The organism is Micromonospora endophytica (assembly GCF_003236305.1).
GTDB classification, from domain to species: domain Bacteria; phylum Actinomycetota; class Actinomycetes; order Mycobacteriales; family Micromonosporaceae; genus Micromonospora; species Micromonospora endophytica.
The window spans coordinates 14,483-41,067 of sequence record NZ_POTX01000028.1; the positions used below are offsets into that span (position 1 = coordinate 14,483).

Here is a 26,585-nt window from a genome sequence, read left to right on the forward strand (position 1 = left end):
CCGTACCGTGTCGCCGGTCGGTCCGTGCCGGCGGATCCCGGCGCGTATGGTCGGACGATGGCCAGTTGGGAAGACGTACGCCGGATCGCGCTGAGCCTGCCGGAGACCGGCGAGCGACCGTCGTACGATGCCTTGCCCGCGTGGACGGTGCGCAACAAGTCTTTCGTCTGGGAGCGTCCGCTGCGCCGCGGCGACCTCGATGCCCTCGGGCCGGCTGCGCCGGACGGTCCGATCCTCGGCGTACGCGTGGCCGACCTCGGCGTCAAAGAAGCGCTACTCGCCGACGACCCCGCCCGCTATCTCGCCACGCCGCACCTCGACGGTCATCCCATCGTGCTGGTCCCGCTGGACCGGATCGACGTCGACGAGCTGACCGAACTGATCGTGGAAGCGTGGTACGCCCGCGCCCCGAAGCGACTCGCCGCCGCCCACCGAGCCGAGACCGCACCACCCGCCACCTGACGCGCGGCCCCCGGGCAGCCCGAAGGTTGCCGAGCGCACACCCCGCAGCGGCACTGGCGCGGAGCACGGTGGCCCTTCCGGAGCACCGGCGGGCCGGTGACGGCGATCAGTCCGCGGTGCCGGCGGCAGGGGCAGCGGTTGGACGGACCGGCCCGTATGGTGGCGTGGTGATCACCTGTGTCGTGCACTACGTCATCGATCCGGCACAGATCGAGGCGTTCGAACGCTTCGCGCGCGAGTGGATGCGACTGGTGGCCAAGCACGGCGGCGTGCACCACGGCTACTTTCTGCCCGCCGAGGGGGCCAGCGACCGGGCCGAGGCGCTGTTCAGCTTCGAAAGCCTGGCGGCGTACGAGCGGTACCGCACCCGGTTCGGCAACGACCCGGAATTCGTCGCGGCCGACCAGATCCGCGAGGATTCAGGCTGTGTCCTGCGGTACGAGCGGACCTTCATGCGCCCGTTTCTGCCCTCGACCTGAAAGCCGGCAATGGTGATCACCGCCGTTTGTCACGGGGGCGATCAGGATCACCTGCCACCGCGCCGCCGGCTGAGGACGACGAGGTAGCGGCAGGGGCGGTCGGTGATGTTGCGGTAGACACCCGGCGCGGGTTCGCCGAGTTCGAGGCAGTCGCCGGGGTGCAGGTCGTGCGCGACGTCACCCTCCTGGAAGCGCAGTCGCCCGCGCAGCACCCAGATCTGGTGGTGCGCCAGCGCGTACGAGTCGGCCGGGTAGGCGACCTCCGCGCCGGCCGGCAACTCCACCTCGACCAGCTGCACCGAGCCACCAGCGGGCGAGACAGAGCGGCGTTCGTACCCGGTCTTCGGGTCGACCCAGACGGTCTGGTCGGCGCGGCGGGCCAGTCGGGGTGTCTGTCCCTCGGTGCGGGCGAACAACTCGGAGAGGGTGAGGCCGAGTGCTGCGCTGAGCCGGCCGAGGAGGACGGCGGTCGGCTGCGCCGTGCCGCTCTCGACCTTCGCGATCATCGCTCGGGAGACGCCGGAGCATTCAGCCAGGGCGCTCACCGACAACCCCTGCCCGGTGCGGGCGGCGCGGAGGGCGGCGGCGAGTTCGGCGGTCAGGCGGTCCGACATGACGCCACTATAGTAGGTCTTAGAACTACTATAGTGGCATGACGCTGACGATCCGTAACGCCGGGCCGGCTGACGCCACCGCCTGCGCGGCCATCTACCAGCCGTACGTGCGGGACACCACGATCACGTTCGAGATCGAGCCGCCGACGGTCACCGAGATGACCCGGCGCATCGCGGAGGCCATCACCACGCATGCCTGGCTGATGGCCGAGGTCGACGGATCCGTCGTCGGTTACGCGTACGCCGGGCCGTTCGCCACGCGCCCGGCGTACCGCTGGTCCTGCGAGGTGAGCGTCTACCTGGAGATGGGACGCCGCCGCACCGGCGCGGGCCGTGCTTTGTACGAGAAACTGCTGCGCCGGCTGGTCGAGCGCGGCTACCGGGTGGCGGTGGCGAAGACGACCCTGCCCAACGACGCGAGCCTGGGGTTGCATGCGGCGCTCGGTTTCCAGCCGGTCGGAGTGCACCGGCGCATCGGCTGGAAGCACGGCGCCTGGCACGACGTCGCCATCACGCAACTCTTCCTGACCGCCGACGACGAACCTCCGAGCCGCAACTCGGCCACCTAACGTACGACGAGCGTGCCGCCACCGAACTCCAGACTGGACAGGAATCTGTCAACCATCATTCACCATCGGCGTCCGACGCAATCGCGTCCGAGCCAACACTCCGTCGATGGCCGCCTCGAGAGACCTCTGCCCCATCGGCAACCGCAGCCGTCCGAACAGCTCCACCGGAGCGTTCATCCGCAGATCGGATAAGTAACCATACTCATCAATAACTTCTCCGTCGCCGCACTCGGCCAGGGCGAGCGTGCTAGCGATCGCCAGCACCTTCGACGCCGGCGAGCGTTCGGCCGCCACCCAGGCGAACAAACCCGTCTCCGGGTCGTCCGAACGCGACTGGTACTGACTAAGGCTCACCAGGACCGCGGCCTCCCAGTCCAGAACCTCGAAGTAGACGTCGGGTTGTGCTGGATCAGCACGGTAGGGATCCAGCCGCAGATCGAGCAATGCCTCCTCGACCGGCCCACTCGCGCCACCCCGACGCCGAGCCACCGTCGCTGCACGTGCTTCCACACGCCCACGGGCATCCGGCCTGGCCAGCAATTCGGCCAACCGGATGCCCGTCAGAGCGAGCGCTGCACGGAGGGTGAACGCGCTATTCACCCTGCTGCTCCACTCGACTGCCACAGCTGAACTTTAGCTGCACGCCCCTGCGACGCAACGGATCCAACTCTTGTCGGTCTTGATGTAAAGCTCCTTGACCACCCCGCGCGTCGTGACCGCCTTCAGCTTTTCGGCACCCTTGTCGATGAAGTCCCGCATTCTGGCATCCTCGACATTCTCTGCACGGATATAGACAATCGCATCCCGGTATTCCGCCTTCTGCAGCGAATCCTCGGCCCGCTGGGCGTACTCCTGCGGAGCCGACGGGCTCCTGCTGGTCGTGTTCTTCAGGCTGACGGGCACGCCGTCCAACCAGCCGTCAATTCCCGGAGTGTTGCGCTGCGGTTGGCCGACGAACTCCTTGCCGCCGAGATGATTGCCGATCTCGTGTGCCTGGGCGATCTCCTTCTCCTCCATATGCTCGGTGTTGGTCACCTTGCAGGCGTCGACGTTGTGGACCAGTACCGAGGTGGTGGGCGGCGCCACGTAGTAGGTGTGCAGGTCGGCCACGGTGAGGTTGTGCACCCGGGTGACCGCCGTGTAGCGGGCGAGCGCCGTCACCTGGACCGTCGTCCCGGCTGAGGTACGCAGCCATTGCCCCGCACGCAACTCGCCTGCCGGCACCCAACTGCCGAGTTCCGGCACCCAGAACGGGTGGTTCGCGGTCGCGGTCAGGGTCACCGTGCCCCTTCCCGGGGCGCGGTCGGGGTCGATGGTGACCTTGACGAGCTTCTTCTCACCCTCGCTGTTGATCGTACGGACGACAGGGCGCGCGGCCGTGGTGTCGCTCTGCGGATCAGTGGCCAGCACCTGATCGCCGATCCGGAGTTGCTCGATCGGCCGGGTCGTCCCGTCCGCCAGCAGAACCGGCGTGCCGGGCAGGAAACTGCTGGCCTTCTTGCACGCTTTGTTGCCGAATTTGTACAGCTCGCGCAGCAGGTCAGCACCGCGTTTACCGCCAGCGAACCAGCCGAGCACGGGGATCATCGCGGCCAGCGAGGTCAGCGCCCCCTCGGTGTCCCCTTCGAGATAGCTGATCAACGCATCGACGGCGTCGCACGGCTCGCCCACCACCGGAACGAACCCGCAGATCGTCAGCACGATCTGAATGACAATCTTGCCTTCGGCAGAGTTCTTCTGGTCGTAGTACTGGATCACACCGTCACAGACCGGTCCATGCCCGAACTGCAGCGTGCACCAGTTGTCGCCGCGCTCAATAGCACCGAGGATCGGGTTTTGACAGACGCCGAAGAGGTGCAGCCGGATATCGCATTCCGCGCTGCCAGGATCTGGCTGGCCGGCCTGACGACGGGCCTCGGCCTCTCGACGTTGCAGTTCGACCAAGGCCTCAAACGCCTCGGTGGCAAACTGGCGGGCCTCTGCGGCACTCTTGCCAGCCTCCTCTGCGGAAGCCCTGGCCCGCTCCGCCGAACGCTGGGCCGCCGCCGCATAGTTCGCTGCCCGGGAAGCCGACGTGGTGGCTTCGGCCGCCGATGCCTCCGCCGCCCGGGCCGAGGTCCGGGCCCGGGCTGCGGCCTCCTTCGCCGTCTGGGCCGATGCGGCGGCCCGGGCCGCTGACTGCCGGGCCTCCAAGGCGGACTGCTGGGCCTGCTGCGCGTACCCCTGGGCGTCCAGAGCGGACTGCGCGGCCTGCCGGGCGTACGCCTCGGCCTCGGCAGCCGCCTTCCGGGCTCGCGCGGCAGCCTCCGCCGCCCGGGCGGCATCGACCCGGGCCGACGCGGCGTTGCGTTCCGCATCTGCCACGATCTCGCGCATCTTGGCGACGTGCGCTGCCGTCTCCTCGTCCCGCTGCCGGGCTTTGTACTGGCCGACGTCGAGGAAATGGCGCAACGCCGCCCGGGAGCCGGCCAAGGCGATCGTCGCCGCCGCCTCCACCTCGGGGCCGCCGGCCGTCATCACCTGGCCAACCTTGATCCGGTCGTCGATCTCCGCCGCTTCGTACCGGCCGACACGGAGAAACTCGTGCCGATCCTGGTCATCACCGTTGAGGGCGGCCTGAGCCGTTGTCTTCATGGTCGGGCCGCCGGCGGTGATGAGCTGGCCGATCAGAATTCGGTCGTCGTCGGACTTGCCGGGATAGCTGTGCGTACGAAGAAACTCGCGAACCTGGTCGTCCGAACCGGCGAGCGCGGCCTCAGCCGCGGTCTTGAACGCCGGCTTGTCGGCGGTGTCGGCCAAGTGCGCCACCACCGCGCGGTCGTCCTGCGCCATGGCGACCGGCAACTCGTCGAAGAGGAACGCTCGGACATCCAACTCGGCGCCGACCAGCGCCCGCTCGGCTGCCATCCGCGTCCACACCCCGCCGCTTCGCAGCAGGCGCGCAGCGGCCCGGCGTCCGTTGGACAGCACCACCTCAGCTGACGCGCCGGGTGCGGTGGCCTCGGCGAGCAACCGCCGCGTCTCCTCGTCCCGCTGCGTCTCCTGCGCCTCGTCCCAGGCGGCCTGAGCGAGCCGCGCCTCCTCCTCCTTACGATCCACCTCGGCGGCCATCACCGCCTCTGCCATCATCGCCTTGAGCCGCTCCGTGTCCGCCTTGCGGGCAGCCGACTCCACCTCACCGGCCTGGGCGGCGGCGTCTGCTGCGGCGTCGGCCGCGTTCAACGCGTTGGTCGCGTGCTGCGACGCCTTCTGCGCGGCATACGCGGCCTCGCCGGCATGTGCCGCCGCCTCGTCAGCCGCCGCCGCCGCGTTGTCGGCGTGGGTGGCCGCAGCTCTCGCGGCAGTGGTCGCCTGGCCGGCCGCGACCGCTGCGCGGCGCGCCTCGGTGGCAGCCGCGTTCGCCGCCCGCTGGGATTCCTCGGCCTTGGCTCGGGCCCGAGCCGCCGCCTCCCGAGCTTTGGCGGCCTCGGCGGCAGAGACATTGGACTGGGCTGCGGCTTGCTCGGCGGCGTTGGCGGCGGCGATCGAGTTCGCCGCCGCACCTGCGGCAGCGACGCTGGCGTTGTCCGCCGCCGACGCCGCCCGCTGCGATGCCTCCGAGGCGTCGGCAGCCCGACGCGCCTGCCTCGCCGCGTCCCGGGACACCTTGGCAGCATCCCGAGCCTGCTGCGCTTTGGTAGCGTCCGCAGCGGCGTTCGACGCCGCCGTGTAGGCCTTGGCCGCCGCGGTCCCGGCAGCTGCGGCGGCCTGCGCCGCACGCGCTGCCGATGCCGAGGCGACCCGAGCTGCGGAACTCGCCGCGTTCGCCGCACCGATGGCGCGCTGCGCAGCGCTCGCGGCCCGCCCAGCCGCAGCTGCTGCCCGGGATGCCGCCGCCGCTGCATCCGACGCCGAGTCCTTCGCTGCGGCCGTCTCGGCAGCAGCTCGTTGCGCCGCTTCCTTGGCACGGCGGGCCGATTCAACGGCACGATCCGCGGCATGCTCGGCGTTGAGCGTCTCCTGCGCGGCCAGTTGGCCCGCCTCACGCGCCAGATCCGCGAGTTGCGTGATGGTGAGCGTTTCCTCGTCCCGCGCCCGTGCGACATGCTGGCCGTACAGCAGGAACTCACGGATGTCCTCGGCGCTGCCGTTCAGGGCAGCCTGCGCGCTGGCCTTCACGTACGGGCCGCCGGAGAAGAGGATCTGGGCCAGCAGGATCCGGTCGTCCAACTCGCGAGCGGCGTACTGGCCCGTCGAGAGGAACTCGGTGACCGCCTCGTCATTCGCCGCCAGCGCCGCCTGGCCGGCCCGCTTGACCTCCGGACCACCCACGCTGATGACCTGCGCCAAACGGATCCGCTCGTCGATGCCGAATGAGGTCTCCCAGCCGCCCATCACGAAGTCGCGCCGGTCACCTGCGGAACCATTGAGGGCGGCGGCCGTCGCCTGCTTCATCGTGTCGCCGCCGAGGCCCGCGTACTCCTCGACGCTGACCAGATCGTCCTGCTCCCGGGCTTCGAAGAAGCCGTCCGCGAGGAACTCCGTGACAGCCTGCTCGGAACCGACGAGGGCCTCTTCTGCCGCCCGGGCGACGTTGGGACCTCCGGTCTTCATCAACATGACCGCCGAAGCCCGGTCGTCCCTGGGTTCCAGGTTGTTGTCGTCGGCCGCCATGGCCGGAACCGCGGTCAGCGTCACGGTGAGAACTGTCGCCAGCCCCAGCGCGACGACCCGCCGGCCCCAGAGCATGACAGCGTGGGTCCTCCGTCGAAGCTTCATAAGCCTTCCCTGGCTATGACGGCTCAGCTCGACTACCAGGCCGAGCTGCCCGTAAGCGGAGTTGCGCGTGCGGAAGGTGCACCCCAGAGCCTTAGCTCATGCGGCAGCCGCACCGGCGGCAGCGCCGCCGGTGCCCAGGATTCGTTCGGTGTCTGGCGACCCAGCTCAGGATGCGATCGGGAACCGAAGCTCGAGAAGAAGCGCGTCGCCCCGCAACTGTCCCACCCCGACAGGCTGCCATTCACCCGGGTCGACCTGCTCGACCTCCACCACCGTCGGATCGTCCTTGACCTCGACCTTGGCTGCGATGGTGTTGGAGTTGTCCCCCCGAACGAAGTAGACCTTCGGGATCTCCATGGTCAGGTAGCCCGAGGTGCCCTTGGCGCGGAAGCAGAAGCTGCGTCCGGCCGGGAGGGTGAGATCGTTGCTCTGGACGAGGATCAGCTCAGCGGGGGGGTTGTTCGGGTTGCTGCCGCAGTCGGCCAGCATGATGCGACCGTCACCCTTGATCAGCTTGATGCCCGAACTGGAGAGGATCTCGGCATTCCCCGGATAACTGAAGTCTTCCACGATGCTGGGCGGGGTGTCTTCCGCCGACGACGGGATCTGTCCGACGACAACTGCCGCCGCGCTGGCGAGCAGAACAGCTCCACCACCGGCGATCACGGCCCGCCACGAAGACAATCTCACTTTTGCCCCTCCCCCGTGCCCATTCCCGCTCCGCTCAGAAAGAACAGGGCAGGAGCAATTACGTCCGGAGTGGACGAAACCGCGACCGTCATCATTCCACAGCGCGGCTTCATCGTGGGGGTACCGATGGCACAGCCACCGGCGGGCCGGTCAGTCCGGACGTGCGCTGTTCAGGGCGTCCGGCAGCGGCGCGTGGTGCAGCACCACCAGGCCCGCGACGGCCCGGGTCAGCACGACATAGAGCCGGTTCATGCCGCGCGGCTCGGCGGCCACGATCTCGGCCGGCTCCACCACGATGACGTGGTCGTACTCCAGGCCCTTGACCAGGCTGGCCGGCACGACCGTGACGTCGGTCCCGGCGACGAGCGGAGCGAGCGTGTCGGTCCGGTCGTCGGCGGCGATGACCGCGACTGTCGCGGCGCGCGGCACCTGCCGGAGTTCGTCGCGCAGCGCGGCGGGCAGGTCGTCGACCTGGCGTACGGCAAGTGTGCCGCCGGGCCGGTAGGAGCGCGTCGGGGCGATTCCGGGGGCCAGGGCGCGGGCAGCGTAATCCGCGATGAGCTGCGGCACTCGGTATCCGGTGTGCAGTTCCAGGGCCCGGATCTCCCGCTTGCCGATCCGGGCGAGCAGGTGCGGCCAGGAGTCGGCCGCCAGCGGATGGGTCGCCTGGCCGAGATCGCCGACCACTGTCATCGAGGCGTACTCCACGCGGCGCGCGATCATCCGGCATTCCATCGGGGACAGGTCCTGCGCCTCGTCGAGGATGACGTGCAGGTACGGCTCGTCGACCGCCGAGTCGTCGTCGGGTTCCTCGACCGGCAGCGGTTCGGCCAGCAGCGGCACGTAGCCCTCCTCGCCGTGCGGGTCGAAGCCGTCGGTCCAGCCGACGACCTGGTGCCCCTCCCGGAGGATCACCGCCTCGGCCCAGCGCTGCGCGGCGACGACCGCGTCGTTGTCGATCGTCGGTCCGGCCAGTGCGAACGGGGTAGCCAGGTGGGGTGCGTACAGCTCCCAGCCTTCCCGCAGACCGCAGCTGAGCACGAAGGTCGCCACCGTCCGGGTCTCGGAGGTCAGCTCGCGCAGCCGCCACTCGGGTTCGGGTGCCTTCGGTGCGACGGGCGGCCGGCCGAGCAGTTCGGCCAGTTCGTCCAGGAGCGGCACGTCGTCCACTGACCAGTCGGCGCGGCTGCGGTAGGTAGCGGCAAGCGTCTGCGCGGCCTGCGAGTCCAGGCCGACCACCCGGGCCGGGTCGCCGAGCCAGGAGAGCACCTCGGTCGGGATCAGCGGGGGCCACCAGGCGCGGCGGAACCGGCGGAACTCCTCGCGGTCGCCCACCTCCTCGGCGAACAGCTCCCGGTCCAGGTGCCTGCCGTGCACCTCCTGCCACAGGGCCTCCAGCAGGACGGCGCTGGTGGTCGGCCCGGCGGCGTTGGGTCTCGTGCCGTCGGCCTCACATCGGGCGCGCACCCGACGGCGGGCCGCCGCCAACTCCGGCGCGTCGAGCGTCAGCACCTCCCCGGCGTACACCAGGCGCAGCCGTTGCGGCGCGGTCGGCGGTGTCTGCCACATCAGCTCGACCAGCACGTCCCGCATCCGGTCGTCGCCCTTGATCCGCGCCACGTCGGCGCGGTCGCGACGGATGGCGGTCACCCCCTCCACCAGCTCGCCGAGGGCGCGCAGGTGCACGCTCTCCTCGCCGAGGGAGGGCAGGACCCGGCTGATGTAGCGGGTGAAGACGGTCGAGGGGCCGACCACCAGGATGCGGCCGTCGGTGAGCCGGCCCCGGTTGGTGTAGAGCAGGTACGCCGCCCGGTGCAGCGCCACCTGCGTCTTGCCGGTCCCCGGCCCGCCGGTGATCAGGGTGACGCCCCGGGCCGGTGCCCGGATGGCCTCGTCCTGTTCCCGTTGGATGGTGCTGACGATGTCGCGCATGTGCGGTCCGCGGGAGCGCCGCAGCGCGGCCATCAGCGCCCCTTCGCCGAGCACCCGCAGCTCACCGGCCTGGTCCGGGGTGAGCACGTCGTCGTCGAGGTCGACGACCGCCGGGCCTCGGCAGAGGATGATCCGGCGGCGGACCACACCGAGGGGTTCTCCCGGCGTCGCGCGGTAGAACGCCGCGGCGGCGGGTGCTCGCCAGTCGACCAGGAGCGGTTCCCGGCCGTCGCGTACGCCCAGCCGGCCGATGTGGAAGGTTTCGCCGTCGTCGAAGTCGAGCCGGCCGAAGACGATGCCCTCCGCCTCGGCGTCCAGCGATCGCAGCCGCACGGCTGCCCGGTGCACCATCGCGTCCCGCTCCACCAGTCCGGTGGACGGCCCACCCGTGGCCCGTTGGTGGCCCTCACCGGCGAGGTCGTTCGCCCGTTCCCGCATCCCCTCCAGCAACTCGTAGACCCGGTCCACGATTCGCTGCTCGGCAGCGATCTCCTGGGCTCTGACGTCAGACATGGCTGTCCCCCCGCACCGTTCGACGTGCTACGGGGCGAGCCTATGAGCAGGCACTGGGGACAAAATCATCATTCGGGGCGATTCGAAAGGCCGCTGCGCCCCGTACACTGAAGGTGGCGGAAAGAAGGGTCCGGTCCCAGGCCGCGACGCTTCCCGGCGACACCGCCGACCCTATCCTCAGTCGGCGGGCAGCCAGCTCTGCCAGACCTCCGGGTTGGCGTCCAGCCACTTCTTGGCCGCCTCGTCGTGCGACAGCTTGTCGACGGTGAGATAGCGGGCCACCTCGTTCTGATCGGCGTTCGTCCACTGGAAGTTCTTGATCAGTTCGGCGGCCGGGCTGCCCGACTCGGCAAACTTCCGGTTGGCGATCTTGTCGAGGTCGTACGGCTGGTAGTCGCAGGCCACCTTCTCCGGCTTCGCGTCACACCCGGGCGTGTACGGCGGTAGTTCGATGTGCACCAGGTCGACCTCGGCCAGGAACCACTGTGGTGCGTAGAAGTAGCCGATCACCGGTCGCCGGTTCCGCTCCCCCTCCCGGAACGCCTCGATCAGCTTGTCCTCGCTGCCGGTGGTGTCGACCGTGTAGTTCAGCTTCAGGTTGCGGATCAACGCCCGGTCGTTGGTCTCGTAGGAGGGATCCCCGTTGAGCAGCACACCCTTGCCACCTGAGGTGGGGGTCTGGAACAGGTACGCGTAGTCGTTGAGGTTCTTCCAGTCGGTGATGTCCGGGTACTGCTCGGCCAGCCACGGCGGGATGTACCAGCCGACCACCCCCTTGTTGCCGGTCATGCCGTGCTCGACGGCCGCCCGCTCCTCGTCGATGTAGCGCTTCTTCAGCGACTCGCGGCCCCAGTTCTCCACGATGACGTCAGTGCTGCCGGCCGCCACCTCCGCCCATGCCTCCTCCGCGGTGAGGTCCTTCACCACCACCGTGCAGTCGAGTCGGGTCTTGGCCAGGTGGGCCAGCACTGCGACGTTCGCCTCGTAACCGATCCACGGCAGGTTGGCGATGGTCAGGGTGCCGCACTCGGTACGCTCCGGCGGCCCCGGCACCGCGACCCGGGACCGGACGTCGGTGGCGCAGCCGGCCAGCGCCAGTACGGCCGTGCAGGCGAGCGCCGCCGCCCTGGTCCAGCCTGTCGTCTGCATCGCTGTCGTCTCCTCTGTCTCGTTGCGTACCGGCGTCACGGCACCGCAGCGTGCCGGCCCGCTCGCGGTCACCGGCCGGCACCGGCCTTGGCGAGGCGTTGCGCCAGGACCACCTCGGTCAGGGCGAGGAGCACCTGCTTGACCGATGCCCGCTGGCGCGCGTCGCACTCCACAAGCACCACCTCGTCGGCGACGCCGAGGGCCTCGCGCACCTCGGCCAGCGCGAACCGTTGGGTCGCGTCGAAGTTGTTGACCGCCAGCAGAAACGGGATGTGGTGGTCCTCGAAGTAGTCGATGGCGGGGAAGCAGTCCTCGATCCGCCGGGTGTCGATCAGGACGACGGCGCCCAGTGCGCCGTCCACGAGGTCGTCCCAGAGAAAGGCGAACCGGTCCTGCCCGGGAGTACCGAACAGGTACAGCAGCAGGGACTCGTCGAGGCTGATCCGACCGAAGTCCAGGGCCACCGTGGTGGTCGTCTTCCCGGCGACCACCGAGGTGTCGTCGACCCCCACCGAGACCTCGGTCAGGTCGGCCTCGGTGACCAGTGGCTCGATCTCCGAGACCGCTCCGACGAATGTGGTCTTGCCGACGCCGAACCCGCCGCTCACCACGATCTTCACCGCGGTGGGCGGGGGCGGCTGACTAGAGAGCGCGGACACGGTCCCGGATCCTCTCGATCATGGCGACGGAAAGCTCGCCCTGTTCCTCGCGGCGCAGATAGCCCTCGCTGAGCAGGTCTGCCACCAGCACCCGGGTGACGCCGAGTGGCACCCGCAGCGCCACCGCCAGGTCGGCCACGGTGATGGGTCGCTGGCACAACTCGACGATCCGGCGGGCCTCGAAACGCAGCGGTGCGGAGAGCGCCGCCGGCTGGGCGGAGAGCACGGTCTCCACCCGCAGCCCGTCCTGGACCGGCCGGGTGCGCCCACCGGTGAGCAGGAACGGACGTACCGCCGCCTCGTCCGGTGTCTCCGGTGCGGACCGCGGCGGCGACTGCGGGACGGGGTCGGCCGGTGCCGGGCTCGCGGTCCAGTACGGGATCATCCGTGGATCGGGCAGCCGGGGTCCACCGCTCACCGCGGCAGGATCCGTCTCGACTCGGAGATCAGCGCCGGGGTCAGTATGGTGCCGAACCGGTCGGCGAGCAGCGAGATCTCGTACCCGACCAGACCCAGGTCGCATTCGCCGTCGGCGAGCACGCCCAGGCAACTGCCGTCGCTGATCGCCGACACCAGCAGGAAGCCCCGCCTCATCTCGATCATGATGAGCTTGAGGCCGTCGAAGTCGTACTTGCGGGAGGCGGTCCGGGCCAGGCTGGCCATGCTGGACACGATGGCGGCGAGCTGGTCTCCGGCACCCCGGTTCAGGCCGGCCGAGACGGCGATCAGCAACCCGTCGGAGGAGACGGCGACCGCGTCCCGGACCCCGTCGGTCTGCCGGACGAAGTTCGCCAGCAGCCAGTTCAGCTGGTGCGGATCGCTCTGGATGTCAACCTTCACGTGCCCCCCAAGGCTCGCTCGTGGTGTCGTCGCCGGGCCTGGTCACCGGTGCCGACCGCTCCTGCTGGCCGCGTAGCGTTCCGGCCCGCAGCGCGGTCAACCGGTTCCGGATCTCCGTGGGTGAGTCGTCCATGGTCGCCGCGCGTTGCGTAGCTGCCGCCGGGCTGACCGGGGGCGCGGGCGCGCTCTCCCGCCGGTCCCGGGGCAGGCGCTTGCGCAACCCGTTCGTGGTCCGCTCCGCCACGGGCGCGAGCGAGGCCACCTCGCCGACGATGACCGGTGGGCCACCGGCCACGGGCCGGGCCCGCCCGGCGGGCGTCGTCAGCGTGCGGCGGTCGTGCTCCGGGGGTGCGATTGCGGTACGCGTGCCGACCTCGGCCACCCCGACCGCCGGCAGCGGGCGGGCGGGCCGGCCCGGGACGACGCCGGCGGGTATGGCCTGTGGCTCGGCGGCACCGGCGGTGATGGCGACCGGCCCGGCGTCGGGCTCACCGTCCTCCGGCGCGACCGCGTCGGGGCTGCTGAGCACGGTGGACGGCAGCAGCACCCGGGCGGTCACCCCGGTGACCGGTGAGGGTGCCAGCTGCACCTCGATGCCCAGTTCCTGGGCGAGTTGACCGACCACGTGGTGGCCGAGGTAGCGGGTGGGGGCCGACACGTAGTCGACCGCACCGCGCAGCCGGGCGTTGGCCTGGGCCAGGTCCTCGGGCGACATCCCGAGGCCCTGATCGGTGACGGCGATGAGGTAGCCGTCCCCGGTACGCCGGCCCTGGATCTCCACGTCGGCGTCGGGCGGGGAGAAGGTGAGTCCGTTCTCGACGAGTTCGGCGAGCATGTGGGCCACCGCGCTGACGTGGGCACCGACCACCCAGGCGTCGTCGATGCGGCGGATCTGCACCCGCCGGTACTCCTCGACCTCGGAGATCGCGGCCCGGATCACGTCGGCGATCGCCAGCGGCCTGGTCCACTGGCGAGGCCCGCCGGCACCCACCAGGACCAGCAGACTCTCCGCGTTACGGCGCATGCGGGTGGCGAGGTGGTCCAGTTCGAAGAGGTTGGCCAGACCCGCCGGGTCGGTCTCCTCCCGTTCGAGCTTGGTGATGAAGCTGAGCTGCCGCCGCAGCAGATTCTGGTTCCGTCGGCCGAGGTTGGCCAGCGACTCGGCGGTGCTGCGGCGCAGCACCGCCTGTTCGGTGGCGAGCCGGAAGGCCACCTCCTGCACCTGGTCGAGCGCGCCGGCCACCGAGCGGACCTCGGCGCTGGAGCGCGCCGACACCTCGATCGGGGCCGGTGGACGCGGGTCGGCGTCCTCGGTGCCGTCCTGCACCTGACGCACGGCCACCGGCAGCCGGTTGGCGGCGAGGTCGTGTGCCTCGGCGGCCAGCATCGCCAGCGGCCGGGTGATCGACCGGGCCGCGACCACCAGCAGGGCGACGGCCCCGGCGAGGAACAACACCACACAGGCACCGAGTACGAAGAGCCGCCGGGTGGACTCACCCTGCCGCTCCGCGGCACGCGCCTCGATCTCCGCGCCGACGTACTCCTGCATCTGGCGCATGCCGTCCAGCACGGTGGTCAGGGCCGACCACCATGACTGCGGGTTCACCTGCATCCGCCGGCCGTCGAAGGCGTCCAGGGCGACCTGTTCGAAGTACGCGGCCACCCGGGCCGCGCCGGTGTCCAGCACCCAGGCGTTGGCGGCCTTCTGGCTCGCGGTGGCGTGCTCGTCGAAGTCGGCGAGGGCGGTGTCCCGGGCTGCGCGGATCTCCGCGAACTGGATGAACTCCCCCTCGGCGAAGCCGCTGGCGGAGAAGACACCGTTGAGGAACGCCCGCTGCTGGGCGGTGCTCTCCTTGATCCGGTTCAGCGCGCCGAGGGCGGCCACCAGTCGATGCAGCTCGTGGTCTTCCGACTGGTCGAGTTCGTAGTCGAGGCGGTTCAGCGCGGCGATCCGCTCGGTGAAGAAGTCGAAGGTCGCGGCCCGTCCGGCGCTGCCACTGTCGGTCGCGGCGCGGACCACGGCGAGACCGTCGAGCTCCCGCAGGGCAGCCCCGACCCGGTCGGCCACCGGCCCGCCGGCGCTGATCGCCTCCTCGACCGCCTGGCGCCGCTGGTCCACCCGCTCGCGGGCCGGTGCGATCTCGTTTCGGAACCCCTCGTTGCCCTCGAGCAACGCGGCGCTGATACCCCGCTCGACCTGCAACTCCTCGGTCAGATCCTGCACCACGAGGACAAGCGACACGGCTTCGCTGGCCTTGCGGACCGCCTGGTACGACGACACCTCGACCACCGTCACGTAGCCGAGCAGCAGCAGCACGGCCGCCACCGGCAGGGCGATGATCGCGACAAGACGACCGCGGATGCTTCCGCCCCCGGTCACCACGGTCTCCTCGGTGCCCCGACCGGACAGTGTTCAGCAGGCCGGCTGCCTCGGCCGGAATCCTGTGTGGACACGCGGTCTCCAATCACCACAGGACCGCGCCGGCCGATGTGGTGGCATCAGGGGAATTGATCACAGCAATATGGCGGCCTGCCTGACCTCCCACAACCCTCGGGCGGGATCCTCATCGGCGAGAAGCTCGGGTTATGCCCTTTCGGGCAACGCCGGGCCGCCGATTGGTCGACCAGCTCTGTCCATTGCGTAACATCACCTCACCCGCCCACCCGGGTTCATGGGATCGCTCCCGGGTTTCGGCAGGTCGCCGCCCCGCTGCCACGCTCGCTGTCAGGCGAGCCCACCACGGGTGCCGTCAGGTGCGAGCCGGGGCGCGGGTCGACGGTCAGGCCGGGACCGGGGTCTGGGCGTGGACGTGGAAGCGCAGGGAGCAGGCGTCGGTGAAGCACTCCCGCATCGGCCGGACCAGCTCGCGATGCTCGGGCGCACCCTTGCCAGGAACACCACTCGTCCTCGGGTCATCGTCGGTCCTCTCCGGCCGGTGCCACGCCGCGTAGCACCAGCGCGCTGTTGAATCCGTCGAAACCACGGGCGCAGACCAGTGCCACCCGGCTGCGCGGGCGTCGGCGCTGGCGCAGGAAGTCCAGCTCACAGCCCTCGGCGACGGTCTGCGGACCGGCCGACGCGGGCAGCGTGTCGTGCCGGTAGGCGAGCAGGGCGGTGGCCACGTCCAGCGCCGACCCGCCCTGGTGTGCCCGCCCGGTCAACGCCTTGTGGGTGCTCACCGGCGGCGCGTCAGCGCCGAAGACCGCCCGCAGCGCGGTGGCCTCGGCGCGGTCGTACCGGGGCACCCCGAGGGCGTCGGGCACCACCAGGTCCACCTCGGCCGGTTCGACGTCGGCCCGGCTCAGGGCCAGGCGCATCGCGCGGGCGTACTGGTGCGGGTCACCGGCCGAGGTGGACGACGTGTGCGCCGCGTCGTGGGTGGCGCCCCACCCGGCCACCTCGCCGTAACTGCGGGCACCGCGGGCCGCCGCGTGCGCGTACTCCTCGACCACGAACACCGCGCCGCCCTCGGCCGGCAGGTAGCCGCAGGCGTCCACGTCGAACGGCCGGTAGGCACGCTCCGGGTCGGTCGCCTCGCTGAGCAGGCCGGACCGGGCCTGGCAGGCCAACGCGTACGGGCTCAGCGGGCACTCGGTCGCCCCGGCCAGCACCACTGACGCGCCGCGCCGGATGGTGCGTACGGCGTGGGCGAGGCTGTCCAGGCCGCCGGCCGACTCGGCCACCAGCACCCCGCTCGGCCCCTTCGCCTGGTGCCGGATGGAGATCTGCCCGACACTCGCCGCGTAGAACCAGGCGATCGACTGGTACGCGCCGACCGTGCGCGCCGGAGACGACCAGAGTCGTTGCAGTTCCCGCTGGCCGAACAGGTTGCCGCCGGAGGAACTGGCCAGGGTGACCGCCCAGTCGTACGGCTCGGGCGCCTGCTCGGGCAGGCCGGCGTCGGCGAGCGCCAGTTGGGTGGCCGCGAACCCGAGGTGGGTCCAGCGGTCGGTCTGCACCAGCGCCCGGTTGTCGGTGTAGCGGGTCGGGTCGAAGTCGGTCACCTCGCCGCCCAGGCGGGTCGGGTAGCCGCTGGCGTCGAAGAGGGTGATCGGACCGGTACGGCGTCGACCGGCAAGCACCGTACGCCAGTGCTGGTTCGCGCCCACGCCGCTGGGCGCCACCACACCGATGCCGGTCACCACCGCCCGGCGCTGCCGCTCGGTCACGCCGGCACCTGGCGGGCGGGCCGACGGAACAGCATCGCCGACTGGAAGCCGCCGAAGCCGCTGCCGACCGAGAGCGCCACGTCGACGGGCACCTCCCGCGCGGTGTGCGGCACGTAGTCCAGGTCGCACTCCGGATCCCGGGTGGCCCAGTTGGCGGTCGGCGGCACCACGCCGTACTCGATGGCGAGCGCGCAGGCGGCCATCTCGATCGAGCCGATGGCACCCAACGAGTGCCCGACCATCGACTTGATCGAGCTGATCGGCACCTGGTACGCGGCCGGTCCGAGGGCCCGCTTGAACGCGGCCGTCTCGTGTCTGTCGTTCTGCCGGGTGCCGGAGCCGTGGGCGCTGATGTAGGAGACGTCCTGGGGCGCGATTCGGGCCTGGCGCAGCGCGTCGGTGATGGCCAGCCCCATTTCCCGACCGTCCGGACGCAACCCGGTCATGTGGTAGCCGTTGCTGCGGCTGGCGTAGCCGGCGACCTCGCAGTAGACGTGCGCGCCGCGCCGCCGGGCGTGACCGGCCTCCTCCAGCACCAGCACCGCCGCCCCCTCGGCCAGCACGAACCCGCGCCGGTCGGCGTCGAAGGGGCGGGAGGCGTGTGCCGGGTCGGCGTTGTCGGGGCTGGTGGCCTTGATGGCGTCGAAGGAGGCGACGGTGACCGGCGAGATCGGCGAGTCTGCCGCGCCGGCGAGCACGAGGTCCGCCTCGCCGTCGGCGATGAGCTGGTGGGCGTACCCGATGGCGTCGATGCCCGAGGTGCAGCCGGTGGAGATCACCTGTGCCGGGCCGTGCAGCCCGAACTGGCAGGCCACGTCGGCGGCCAGGCTGCTGGGCACCAGCGCCGGATAGAGGTACGGGCCGCCCAGCGCGGCGTTGACGAGCCAGTGCCGGCCGCTGTCGCTGACCGTGACGTACTCCTGCTCCAGGGCCATGGTGCCGCCGACGGCGGTGCCGAGCACCACCCCGGCCCGGTCGCGGTCGGCGTCGGTCAGGTCCAGGCCGCTGTCGGCCACCGCCTCGGCGGCGCAGGCCAGCGCGAACTGCACGTACCTGTCGGCGCGTCGCCGCTGCTGCGGGGTCAGCCCGGCCGCGTCCGGGTCGAAGTCGCACTCGGCGGCGATCTGGGAGCGGAACGGCGACGGGTCGAAGAAGGTGATCCGCCGGGTCGCCGTACGCCCCTCGGTGATGTTCTTCCAGAACCGGTCCCGGGTGACGCCACCGGGGGCGACCACCCCGATGCCGGTGACCATGGTGCGGCGGCCGGTCATGACCCGTCCCGCTGCTCGACGAGTTCGGTGTCGACATGGCCGAGTTCCGGTCGGGGCGCCAGCGGGCCGAGGTGGAAGACCACCTCGGCGGGGAGGTCGCCGGTGTTGCGCAGCCGGTGCCGGACGTTGCGGGCCACGAAGAGCGCCTCGCCTGCGGCCAGCGGCACCGGTTCGTCGTCCAGGTCGACGGTGATCGTGCCGCAGACGACGTAGAGGAACTCCTCGCTGTACGGGTGGTAGTGCTCGGCGATGCGCTCTCCCGGCGCCATGGCGGCCACACCCATGAAACCGGAGGTGCTGCCGACGGTCCGGGGGCCGAGCAGGACGCGCAGTTCGCCGCCGCGCCGCCGGTCGGCGGGCACGTCCCGGGCGGCGACCAGGGCCAGGTCACTCATGCCCGTCTCCCCTGTGGCTGGTGGTCTCGTTCCGCTCGCGAGCCAGCCGCTCGATGCGTTCCTTGATCACGGCGAGCTGGATCACGCTGTTGGTGTTGATCCGCTCGGTCATCGCGGCGTTGTCCACGGGCGCGGTGGGTTTCATGGCGAAGTCCTGGGTCCAGGTCATCCGGACGCCTTCCGGTTCCTGCCGGTAGGTCCAGTGGATGTTCATGTACGCGAACGGTCCGGTCTCCACCCGGCGGGCACGCACCTGCCAGGTGGCGGGGTCGGGGGTGCGTTCGCTCACCCAGCTCCACGCCACCCCGTTCTCGTCGGGGTGCATGGTCAGCCGGAACCGGACGGTGTCACCGTCACGGTCGAGGATCTCGGCCTTGGCGTACTCGGTGAACAGCTCGGGCCAGCCGGCGACGTCGTTGGTGACCGACCAGACCAGCTCCAGCGGCGCGGCGATGAGGATGCTGTTCTCGGTGTGGCCGGGCGGGTCGGGGGTGCCCTGGGCGACCAACTCGGCCACCGCCGGAATGCTCAACTCGGCGGCCTGCTCGGGGATCGTGACCCGCCACCTGTCGGCGACGACGGCGGCGAGTTCGAGCAGCGCGAGGGAGTCCATCCCCAGTTCCTCGAGCGAGGCGGTCGGCGCGCGAGCGGCGACGTCCGGGTCGAGGCCGCAGTTGGCCACCAGGATGTCGGTTATCTCGCCGGTGAGCGAGCGTCCGTCGGTGACGGTCATCGTCTCCTCCTCGGTTGTGGCGGTCACGACCACCGTCCGTCGAAGCGGTAGAAACAGCGGGCCATGGCGTCGCGGGGCGCCCGCCAGCGCCGGCAGTTCGGTCGTGTCGGACTCGGCGAAGATCTCGGCGACCGCGTCTTCGGCGTCCGGGACCACTTTCGCGACGATGAGCGTGCGATTCATGCGGGCCCTCCTCCACCGCTGGCGCGCCGCCACCCGGCATCCCCGGGTGCCTGCCGGCGGCTCCGGCACCTGCGCTACGACTCCGGCAACTTCCGACACGATGCGGAGCGGGGCGTCACCCGAGCGTCACCGGCGCAGCGCGACGCGATCATCCATAGTGACGCTATGTTGACGTAAGCTGTGGATGGGCTGTGCCGCTCCGAGCGCCACGATCGACGAGATTTCCCAGTTCAGAGGCGATTTCACGGATGGCAAGCCGGTCACTTTGCCGACTCGACGTTGACTCAGAGTAATCGGTGTTGGTAATCTCCGCGACGGTTGGACCCGGCTGGCGCAGGCACCTGAGCGCGGCCCAGCAAGTCGACAGTGGCGTCCCGGCGACCACGCCGGACCTGGCCGAGACCCGCAGACGACCCGTTTCGCAGGGGGTGCCGCCGTGGCCGCCGATCCGCCCGCCCCGACCGCCGGAGAGCCCCGGGGCGTCGAGGTCGCGCTGCACCTGCTCGGTGGCTTCCGCCTGACCTCCGGCGGCACCCCGGTGGTGGTGCCCCGCGGCCTGCAACGGGTCATCGCGCTGATCGGGCTGCGCCCCGGCGCGACGCGGGCCCATCTCGCCGGGCTGCTCTGGCCGGACGCCACCGAGGAGCGGGCGCTGTCGTCGCTGCGGACGGCGCTGTGGCGGCTGCGCCAGGACCCCTACTGTCCGCTGACCACCACCTCGGACACCGTCCGGCTCGACCCGACGGTCCGGGTCGACGTCGACGAACTGGTCGCCACCGCCGCCCTGGTACGCGACGGCCAAGTGCCCGAGGACGCCACGCGGGCGCTCACCGCCGCCCGGCACGACCTGCTTCCCGGCTGGTACGACGACTGGGTGCTGACCAACCGCGAACGGCTACGCCAGCTCCGGCTGCACATGCTCGAACAGGTCGCCGGCCAGCACCTGGCCGCCGGACGGCACGGTGAGGCGCTGGAGGCGGCGCTGGAGGCGATGGCGGCCGAACCGCTGCGGGAGACCCCGCACCGGCTGGTCGTGCGGATCCACCTCGCCGAGGGCAACGCGTTCGAGGCGGTGCACGCCTTCTACGTCTACCGCGATCTGTTGCTGCGGGAACTGCGGCTGGAGCCGTCCCCGGCGATGACCGCACTGCTCGACGAGACGCTCGAGCCGATCCGGCGAGCCAGCCGGACCGCGTCGGCCGGCGGGTCACCGCAGGCACCCCGACCGCCACGGCAACCCGCCACCCGACCGACGCACCAGGCCCGCTGACCGGCGTCACCGCACCGACCCGACCCGTTGACGGTCAGGTGACAGTCCTCGATGCAGAGTGAGCGGGCCGTGGCCGGCGAGCGTCCGGACACGACCACCGGTGAGAGGGGATCGATGAGCCGTCTAGTGATCGTCAGCAGGATCATCCCGGGCGCGGAGGGTCGAGTCGGCCAGATCTTCGCCGAGTCCGACGCCACCGAACTGCCCGGCCTGACCGGGGTACGCCACCGCTCGCTGTACTGCCTGCACGACCTGTGCGTACACCTGATGGAGACCGATGAGGTCGGCTCGGACACCCTCGCCGCGGCCCGCAACCATCCGCTCTATCTCCAGGTCAACGAGCGGCTCTCCGCGCACACCTCGCCGTACCTGCCCACCTGGAGTTCGCCGCGCGACGCGCTCGCCCACTGTTTCTACCGCTGGGACGCCACCGAGGTCCCCGCCCGGCGCGCGGTCGGCTGAGCGGGACGCCACCGTCGGCGGCGGCACGGGCGGCCGCTGCCTGGCCCACGGGCTGCGCCGGGCCGGCATCAGCGTCGCCGTCTACGAGCGACACCGAACGGTCCGTGGCGCGGATGACACTGCGCCAGGTGCTGCTGACCGGCCTGACCGACGTGGTCCACCTAGACCACACCTTCACCCGGTACGACCAGCACGACGACGGCACGGTCACGGCCCACTTCGCCGACGGCAGCAGCGCCACGAACATCGCCACCCGGATCCCGCTCACCGAGTACACCCGCTCGCTGCTGCCACCGACGGTGCAGCGCGGCATCTCGCTGATCTTCGGCAGCGGTGGCGTGATGGGCGTACTGGAGCACCGCCCGCCGGTTCCCCGCCGACGTGCTGAACCGGCGCGGTACGGAGCTGATCCGGGTGGCCCTGGACCTGACCGCCAACTGGCACCCGCACCTGCGGGAACTGCTCAGCCGAGCCGACCCGGACAGCGCCCGGCCGATCCGGGTGTCCACCTCGGAACCTGTCCCGCCGTGGAAGAGCAGCCATGTCACCCTGCTCGGCGACGCGATCCACACCATGACGCCCGGTCGCGGAGTGGGTGCCCACACCGCGCTACGGGACGCGAACCTGCTGCGACGCCGACTCGCTGAACCGCAGCGGCACCAACGGTGACGATCGGATGTACAAGCCGCTGTTCGGTCGACTCGCGTTGCTCGGCGCCGGCGGTTACTTCCGGGTCACCAGCCGGGTGCCGCCGCTGCGTCGCAAGTTCCTCGACGACTTCCGCACCTACCGCGGTAAGCAGGACTGACCTCCCGATCTGCCCTGGATCTGTGACGCGGCGGCCACGCTGCGCTCGGGTGTGGACCGCTTTCACCGCCGCAGATCAACGGCGCGTTTCGCCCTCTCCCCACCTGCATACGGACTGTTACCGAGCCTGCCTGTTGTCTCTGTCCCGCGTGTGAAAAGCTGCGGCGAGCTTTTTTCGCGACGTTCCGGACTGAAAACCAGGGAGGTTTGCCGTGGGCGAGTCCTTCGGAAACTGGCTGATACTGCTCGTGGTGCTGCTGGCCGGTCTGGCCGGGGGCTGGCTGCTGCTGCGCGGCCGGCGCAACGATCCACCCGCGCCGACGAGCAAGGCCACCACGCAGACGACCGAGCCGGCCCCGACCACGACCAGCGACACCCCGCAGCCGAGCTCCACCACCGCGCCGGTTGCCGCCAAGCCGGACGACACCGAACCAGTCGACGCCACCGCACCGCAGCCCGCCGCGCCCGAGTCGGTCACCACAACCGAGCCGCTACCCACCGTGACTGAGGCAGTCACCGCGCCCGAGCCGGCACCCGCTGCGGCCGAGCCGGGCAGCGCGGCCGAGCCGGGCACCGCGACCGAGCCGGGCACCGCGACCGAGCCGGTCACCGCGACCGAGCCGGTCACCGCGACCGAGCCGGTCACCGCGACCGAGCCGGTCACCGCGACCGAGCCGGCGCCCGCCCTGGCCGAGGCGGTCACGGCACCCGCCGACGACCCGGTCACCGCCGCTGTGGCGGGCACCGAGTCGCAGCCGGCGAACGAGCCGGCCGCACCCTCCGTCGAGGACACTGCCGCACCGGTCGCCGACCGCCCCGCGCGGCGCAAGGCCGCCACCAAGCGGACTCCCGCCGCAGCGCCGGCCGCCACCGAACCCGAAGCCGCCGCGCCGGTCGCCACCGCCACGGAAACCGCCACGCCCGCCGCCACCGAAACCGAACCCGCCGCGCCGGTCGAGGAGAGCGTGGCGGCCGGCGCGGCTGTCGCCGACGACTTCCGGCGTATCCAGGGGGTGGGACCGAAGATGGCCGCGGCTCTGCACGGCGCGGGAATCCGGACCTACCGTCAGCTGGCGGAGCTGGACGAGGCCGCGTTGCGGGACACCATCAAGGGTGCCGGGCTGCGGGCAACGGCCAGCGTGGCCACCTGGCCCCAGCAGGCGAAGATCCTGGCGGCCCAGGTCAACGACGCCTGACCACCGCCGCTGCGCCACCCGATGCGGGGGCCGGACCGCCCACCCGGGCGACCCGGCCCCCGCTCCCGTCCGCACCCCGTCGAACTCCGCCGACCGGGCCGGCGCAGTCGAGGACCCCGCTACTTCGGGGCAAGTGCTGCCTCGCCGGCTGCGGCTGACGAGACAGCATCTTCCCCGAAACTGCCGCGAGGGCCACACCGACCGGGGTGTCGTTAGCGAAACGGAGCGGTTGGGTACAAGGGCGTCATCCACCCCCGGACCGTGGAGGAAGCCATGCGCGGCACGTCGATATTCGGAGTTCTCGTGGTGATCTGGCTGATCATCGGCGCAGTCGCTGCGGGCCAGCGCGGCTACTACAACAACGAGGAGACCAACTGTGCCGAACTCGGCACCATCCTGGTGACCATCGTCGCCGGTCCCTTGAACTACGTCGGCGCCAACCCGAAGGTCGAGTGCGAACTGCCCCAACCCTCGCAGTGACGGTGGCACGGGGACCGGCCACCCACGCCGCTCCGCCCGCCCCCGGTCGACACGACCGACGGCGGGCGGAGTGACGCGCCGCGACGGTGGCCCGATTGCCGGTCACCCGGCTGTCGTACAGCTTGGTGGAGCCGGCGGTGACGAACAACCCGGCGCCCCGGGAGCGGGGGCACACTGCTGCGTTGCCTCGGGTGGTGTTGCCGCTGATCACACTGCCGGCCGGCGGCAGCAGGCCCTGCACGGCCTACGTTTCCCGTCAAGCCGCCCCCTCAGCCCCCGACGTGGATGCCGGGGCGGCGGGCCGGGTCGGGCTCGGACTTGCGCAGGATCTCCCGGACCACCGGCGGGGTGTCGCCACGGCCCAGGATGAGGTACCGCAGCAGGTGGGCGATGGGGTTCCCTTCCGACCACTCGAAGTGTGCGTGCGGGCGAACGCCTGTGGCGTCGCGCAACGCCAGCAGGATCGCCGCTATCGCGTTGGGCGCGGCCGGGCTGCTGGCCCGCAGCACCCGGTACCCGCCGACCTCGACGCCGTGCACCCGCAGCACGTGCCGGAAGCCGGACGGATCGTGCACGTCGATCTCCAGGAAGAGCACGTCGGTCGCGCCGGGCACCGGGTTGAGGCCGCGCTGTCCCCGCTCCTTGACGGTGTACTCCTTGATCGCGCCGCTGTGCGGCTTGTGAGCGATCACGTGCAGCCGGCCGTCGTGGGCCACCGAGTCGGCGACGAACCGCCGCGCCGGCTCGTCGAACTCCACCCGTTCGGCCCGCAGCTCGGTGGTGCGGGTGACCCGGGACACCAGCGACACGGCGATGATGCCGAGGATGAACAGGCCGGAGATGGCGATCCCGTCCGGCTTGCGGATCACGTTCTCGCCCAGCGCGTACAGCAGGACCACGGTGAGCACGGTGAAGCCGGCGGCGACGGCACGCTGCCGGTGCCCGGCCGCCGCGATCGCCACCGCCACCGCGGCGGAGACCATCATGGCCAGGATCCCGGTGGCGTACGCGCCGGCCTGGGCGTCCACGTCCGCCCGGAACAGGACGGTCAACACGATGCAGACCAGGGTGTAGACGATGACCACCGGCCGCACCGCCCGGGCCCATTCCGGCGCCATGCCGTAGGTCGGCAGGTAACGCGGCACAATGTTGATCAATCCGGCCATCGCCGATGCCCCGGCGAACCAGAGGATGAGGATGCTGCTGACGTCGTACGCGGTGCCGAACACCTCGCCGAGCTGTGCGTGGGCCAGATAGGCCAGGGCCCGCCCGTTGGCCGCGCCACCGGGGGCGAACTGCTCGGGCGGGATGAGCAGCGCGGTGACGAAGGTGGTGCAGATGAGGTAGACCGACATGATCAACGCGGCGGCGGTGAGCAACCGGCGGGTGTTGCGGATCCGCGCGGCCAGTCGCGCCTGCGCGTCCGGGCCCGCCCCGGCGACCAACGGCATCATGCTCACCCCGGTCTCGAAACCGGAGAGACCAAGCACCAGCAGCGGAAACGCCAGCGCGGCGGTCAGCGCCACCTGGCCCGGGCCCCCGCCTGCGGTGAGCGCCCCGGTCCAGTCCGCGAGCACCTGCGGGTTGTCGACGATCTCGACCAGGGACACTGCCACGATCACGGCGTTCAGCGCCAGGAAGGCGCCCACCAGCGGTACGGCCACCGCCACCGCCTCCCGGAAGCCGAGCAGGAAGACCCCGCCCAGCACCAGCAGGAGCAGCACCGTGACGGCGACCGCGACCGGCGTACCGCCGAACCCCTCCGGCAGGTACGGATTCTGCAGCAGGTGCACGGTGGCGTCGGCCGAGGAGAGCGTGATCGTGACGATCCACGAGGTGGCGACGAAGCCGAGCAGGACCAGCACGAAGACCTTGCCCCGCCAGAACGGCAACAGCCGCTCCAGCATCGCCACCGACCCCTGGCCGTGCGGGCTCTCCTGCGCCACCCGGCGGTACATCGGCAGCATGCCGAACAGGGTCAACACCACGATCAACAGGGTGGCCACCGGCGACAGCGCCCCGGCGGCCAGGGCCGCGATGCCCGGCAGATAGGACAGCGTGGAGAAGTAGTCCACCCCGGTCAGGCACATCACCCGCCACCAGGAGTGCGACCGGGCCTGCCCCTCGCCGGTCTCCGGGCCGACCGGCTGCACCTGATGCCGGAACAGCCAGCGGCGCAGCCGGCTCTCCGGACGGGCGGGCGCTTTCGGTCCCACCGCCACCCGCTCCGGCACGGTGATCCGTGGACCGGCCCGGTCGCCCGGCCGGGTGGGGTCACGGGCGGCACGCAGCCCGGGATCCGGCGTACCGGATGCCGTACGGCGGTCCCGGCCGCGCCGCGTTCTGGCCCTGTCCCCCATGTTCCGCCCCGCCCTCCGGCGTTCCTGACCCGACCGTAGGCGGTCGTCGTGCGCCGCCTCGGCGGAACGGTGAAAGCGGGTCGTCCCTCCAGACGCCGGTGCGGTCGGCGCTCAGGCGTCGCCGGTGAGGGCGCGGGCCAGGCCGGCGGGGTCGGCGACAGTGACAGTCATTCCGGGGTGACGTGGCCGGCCGCCGGGCACCAGGGCGGGCACCGGGTGGACGAACCGGACGCAGAGACCGGCGAGGGTGCTGCTGCCGAAGGTGACACCGAGGTCGGAAGCGGACAGCCGGGGACCTATCGCGCGCCACCAGCGGTACGGGCCACCGGGCTCGACGCCTGCCACATTGTCCCGTCCGGTGCGCAGCCGCCACGGGCCGAACCGCACCACGAGGTCGTCCGCGTCCACCCGCACCCAGGCGGTCGACGGTCGGACTCCGATCAGGGCCAACACCTGACGAAACGGCCTGTCGAAGCGGAACCGGAAGAGTTGCCCGTCAGTGGCCATGCCCGGCGCGTACCCGGGCACGGGCCGGCCGACACCCCCCGGAGCCGGCCGGCCCGCTGATCCCCCGTGTTCTTCGATCCCCCGTG

Annotated in this window: 23 protein-coding genes and 3 pseudogenes; 8 read left to right on the forward strand and 18 right to left on the reverse strand. The window is 71.2% G+C overall.

From position 1 onward, the window contains the following. Positions 1-57 precede the first annotated feature (57 nt). Together C1I93_RS06710 and C1I93_RS06715 are read left to right on the forward strand one after the other, a co-directional pair. A complete protein-coding gene (locus tag C1I93_RS06710; protein WP_111242375.1) occupies positions 58-462 on the forward strand; it encodes an MmcQ/YjbR family DNA-binding protein in 405 nt (134 codons plus the stop codon). Between the two features lie 167 nt (positions 463-629). Then, positions 630-941, forward strand: coding sequence for an NIPSNAP family protein (locus tag C1I93_RS06715; protein ID WP_111242376.1), 312 nt, complete (start codon positions 630-632; stop codon positions 939-941). A gap of 47 nt (positions 942-988) precedes the next feature. Here C1I93_RS06715 and C1I93_RS06720 read toward each other — a convergent pair whose 3' ends face one another. Next, positions 989-1,555, reverse strand: a complete 567-nt coding sequence (locus C1I93_RS06720) for a helix-turn-helix domain-containing protein (RefSeq protein WP_111242356.1) — start codon at positions 1,553-1,555, stop codon at positions 989-991. A gap of 38 nt (positions 1,556-1,593) precedes the next feature. Between C1I93_RS06720 and C1I93_RS06725 the strand changes: the two genes are divergently transcribed. Further along, complete coding sequence (locus tag C1I93_RS06725; RefSeq protein WP_111242357.1) at positions 1,594-2,124, forward strand: GNAT family N-acetyltransferase; 531 nt, start codon at positions 1,594-1,596, stop codon at positions 2,122-2,124. A 48-nt stretch (positions 2,125-2,172) separates the two neighbouring features. Here C1I93_RS06725 and C1I93_RS06730 read toward each other — a convergent pair whose 3' ends face one another. The 15 genes and pseudogenes from C1I93_RS06730 to C1I93_RS33200 form a co-directional block, all read right to left on the reverse strand. Further along, the gene (locus C1I93_RS06730) at positions 2,173-2,724 is read right to left on the reverse strand and encodes a hypothetical protein (RefSeq protein ID WP_258378266.1); all 552 of its coding nucleotides are present in this window, start codon (positions 2,722-2,724) and stop codon (positions 2,173-2,175) included. 33 nt (positions 2,725-2,757) lie between these two features. Beyond that, positions 2,758-6,801 (reverse strand): polymorphic toxin-type HINT domain-containing protein, encoded by a 4,044-nt coding sequence (locus C1I93_RS06735; protein WP_223256279.1) that lies wholly within the window; start codon positions 6,799-6,801, stop codon positions 2,758-2,760. 246 nt (positions 6,802-7,047) lie between these two features. Next, positions 7,048-7,572, reverse strand: coding sequence for a hypothetical protein (locus C1I93_RS32280; RefSeq protein WP_223256278.1), 525 nt, complete (start codon positions 7,570-7,572; stop codon positions 7,048-7,050). 150 nt (positions 7,573-7,722) lie between these two features. After that, positions 7,723-10,017, reverse strand: coding sequence for a HelD family protein (locus C1I93_RS06745; RefSeq protein ID WP_111242360.1), 2,295 nt, complete (start codon positions 10,015-10,017; stop codon positions 7,723-7,725). A gap of 177 nt (positions 10,018-10,194) precedes the next feature. Further along, a complete protein-coding gene (locus tag C1I93_RS06750) occupies positions 10,195-11,166 on the reverse strand; it encodes a glycine betaine ABC transporter substrate-binding protein (RefSeq protein WP_111242361.1) in 972 nt (323 codons plus the stop codon). Between the two features lie 68 nt (positions 11,167-11,234). Then, positions 11,235-11,825, reverse strand: coding sequence for a GTP-binding protein (locus C1I93_RS06755; RefSeq protein WP_111242362.1), 591 nt, complete (start codon positions 11,823-11,825; stop codon positions 11,235-11,237). Next, positions 11,809-12,210, reverse strand: coding sequence for a DUF742 domain-containing protein (locus C1I93_RS06760; RefSeq protein WP_111242378.1), 402 nt, complete (start codon positions 12,208-12,210; stop codon positions 11,809-11,811). Before C1I93_RS06760 ends, C1I93_RS06755 begins: the two co-directional genes overlap by 17 nt. Positions 12,211-12,239: 29 nt before the next feature. After that, positions 12,240-12,665 (reverse strand): roadblock/LC7 domain-containing protein, encoded by a 426-nt coding sequence (locus tag C1I93_RS06765; RefSeq protein ID WP_111242363.1) that lies wholly within the window; start codon positions 12,663-12,665, stop codon positions 12,240-12,242. Further along, complete coding sequence (locus C1I93_RS06770) at positions 12,655-15,048, reverse strand: nitrate- and nitrite sensing domain-containing protein (RefSeq protein WP_309148191.1); 2,394 nt, start codon at positions 15,046-15,048, stop codon at positions 12,655-12,657. Before C1I93_RS06770 ends, C1I93_RS06765 begins: the two co-directional genes overlap by 11 nt. Positions 15,049-15,445: 397 nt before the next feature. Continuing rightward, positions 15,446-15,547, reverse strand: a pseudogene (locus C1I93_RS06775) (antibiotic biosynthesis monooxygenase family protein); the annotation flags it as partial. Between the two features lie 31 nt (positions 15,548-15,578). Then, complete coding sequence (locus C1I93_RS06780) at positions 15,579-16,835, reverse strand: beta-ketoacyl synthase N-terminal-like domain-containing protein (RefSeq protein ID WP_111242365.1); 1,257 nt, start codon at positions 16,833-16,835, stop codon at positions 15,579-15,581. After that, positions 16,832-18,106 (reverse strand): beta-ketoacyl-[acyl-carrier-protein] synthase family protein, encoded by a 1,275-nt coding sequence (locus tag C1I93_RS06785; RefSeq protein WP_111242366.1) that lies wholly within the window; start codon positions 18,104-18,106, stop codon positions 16,832-16,834. Before C1I93_RS06785 ends, C1I93_RS06780 begins: the two co-directional genes overlap by 4 nt. Continuing rightward, complete coding sequence (locus C1I93_RS06790) at positions 18,103-18,501, reverse strand: cupin domain-containing protein (RefSeq protein WP_111242367.1); 399 nt, start codon at positions 18,499-18,501, stop codon at positions 18,103-18,105. Before C1I93_RS06790 ends, C1I93_RS06785 begins: the two co-directional genes overlap by 4 nt. After that, positions 18,494-19,234 (reverse strand): SRPBCC family protein, encoded by a 741-nt coding sequence (locus tag C1I93_RS06795; protein WP_111242379.1) that lies wholly within the window; start codon positions 19,232-19,234, stop codon positions 18,494-18,496. Before C1I93_RS06795 ends, C1I93_RS06790 begins: the two co-directional genes overlap by 8 nt. Positions 19,235-19,285: 51 nt before the next feature. Further along, positions 19,286-19,417, reverse strand: a pseudogene (locus C1I93_RS33200) (TcmI family type II polyketide cyclase); the annotation flags it as partial. A gap of 436 nt (positions 19,418-19,853) precedes the next feature. Here C1I93_RS33200 and C1I93_RS06805 point away from each other — a divergent pair. The 5 genes and pseudogenes from C1I93_RS06805 to C1I93_RS06825 all read left to right on the forward strand — a co-directional run bounded on the left by C1I93_RS06805 (position 19,854) and on the right by C1I93_RS06825 (position 23,632). Beyond that, the gene (locus C1I93_RS06805) at positions 19,854-20,687 is read left to right on the forward strand and encodes an AfsR/SARP family transcriptional regulator (RefSeq protein WP_111242368.1); all 834 of its coding nucleotides are present in this window, start codon (positions 19,854-19,856) and stop codon (positions 20,685-20,687) included. 114 nt (positions 20,688-20,801) lie between these two features. Further along, entirely contained in the window at positions 20,802-21,149 is a 348-nt protein-coding gene (locus tag C1I93_RS06810) for a TcmI family type II polyketide cyclase (protein WP_111242380.1), read from the forward strand. Positions 21,150-21,189: 40 nt separating this feature from the next. Continuing rightward, positions 21,190-21,957: pseudogene (locus C1I93_RS33205) on the forward strand (FAD-dependent oxidoreductase). Between the two features lie 211 nt (positions 21,958-22,168). Further along, on the forward strand, positions 22,169-23,152 hold the full coding sequence (locus C1I93_RS06820) for a helix-hairpin-helix domain-containing protein (RefSeq protein WP_111242369.1): 984 nt from the start codon (positions 22,169-22,171) through the stop codon (positions 23,150-23,152). Positions 23,153-23,425: 273 nt separating this feature from the next. Further along, entirely contained in the window at positions 23,426-23,632 is a 207-nt protein-coding gene (locus C1I93_RS06825) for a hypothetical protein (protein ID WP_111242370.1), read from the forward strand. Positions 23,633-23,901: 269 nt separating this feature from the next. On the opposite strand, the gene C1I93_RS06830 is transcribed toward C1I93_RS06825, so the two are convergent. Next, on the reverse strand, positions 23,902-25,992 hold the full coding sequence (locus tag C1I93_RS06830; protein ID WP_111242371.1) for an APC family permease: 2,091 nt from the start codon (positions 25,990-25,992) through the stop codon (positions 23,902-23,904). 111 nt (positions 25,993-26,103) lie between these two features. Next, positions 26,104-26,585, reverse strand: a 482-nt coding sequence (locus tag C1I93_RS06835; RefSeq protein ID WP_438819577.1) for a hypothetical protein, incomplete at its 5' end; no start/stop codon positions are given.